Here is a 992-nt window from a genome sequence, read left to right on the forward strand (position 1 = left end):
ATAATCAAATCAGGCGTACTAGAGTGTAACCAATTAACCAAAATCCCTGCAACAATTACCCCTAAATTGATAATGACATCGTTTGAAGTGAAAATCATACTGGCCTGCATATGAGCTTCTTCTTTGCTTTTCGATTTCTGTAGTAAATAGAGGCAAATCGAGTTTGCAATTAGCGCAAGAATCGATATAACAATCATGGTAGAAAAGTCAGGTAACTGCTCATTGCCAAAGAAACGTCTTAGTACTTCTAAAAAACCAAGAATCGCTAGCGTAATTTGAAAATATCCGGCAATTCTAGCAATCCGTTTTTTCTTAATGACCGTTCCACCGACCGCAAATAAGCTAATTCCGTACACGAAGCTATCTGCTAACATATCTAAGCTGTCGGCGACCAACCCCATCGAACGAGAAATCAGTCCCGTGCTCATTTCAATAATAAAGAAAGCAAAGTTAATGACCAGCACTATCCATAGTAGCTTTCTTTGCTCAGCATCTTTTTTGTGACTAGAGTCAGTATCAGTTTTAAAATTATTGTTGGGATCGGAAGGGTCAATGGTTTCGGTCGAGAGTAGGGTGTCACCTAAATTTAGGTCATGAATAGCCGTTTCTATCCCTTCTACATTGCTATGATGAAACACAGTTAATTTACGGTTAGGAATGTCGAACTCAAGATGTTGAATATCCGAGTCGCCCTCTAATTTCATTCGGATTAGGTTTTCCTCCGAAGGACAATCCATCTTCGATATTTTAAAAGTTGTTTTATTCATATCTAGATTTATATCCGGGTGGTGGTTCAAAAAGTAGGCTGAAAAAAACAGGCTGAGAAATTGATAAATAGTGAAATGCAAATAACACTATACATCAAATGCCCAGCCTGTCTAAGTGACAATATAAAGAAAAATGGTTTCAAAAGCTATACCCTAAAAAACTTCCGCCAGTTGTCTGATTAAAATCTCCCAAGTTTAAGTGTACGGGATTGACAGCAGGGATCA

The 992-nt window shown here is 37.9% G+C and carries 1 protein-coding gene and 1 pseudogene; one reads left to right on the forward strand and one right to left on the reverse strand.

Features of this window, described 5'->3' with window-relative positions:
• Positions 1–737 (reverse strand): cation transporter (locus tag ACT3QQ_RS13880; protein ID WP_444528426.1); only part of this gene is annotated, 737 nt, incomplete at its 3' end.
• A 105-nt stretch (positions 738–842) separates the two neighbouring features.
• On the opposite strand from ACT3QQ_RS13880, the pseudogene ACT3QQ_RS13885 reads away from it, so the two are divergent.
• Positions 843–935, forward strand: a pseudogene (locus ACT3QQ_RS13885) (IS1 family transposase); the annotation flags it as partial.
• Positions 936–992: the final 57 nt, after the last annotated feature.

This window comes from Psychrobacter sp. AOP7-A1-24 (assembly GCF_052376235.1).
GTDB lineage: Bacteria > Pseudomonadota > Gammaproteobacteria > Pseudomonadales > Moraxellaceae > Psychrobacter.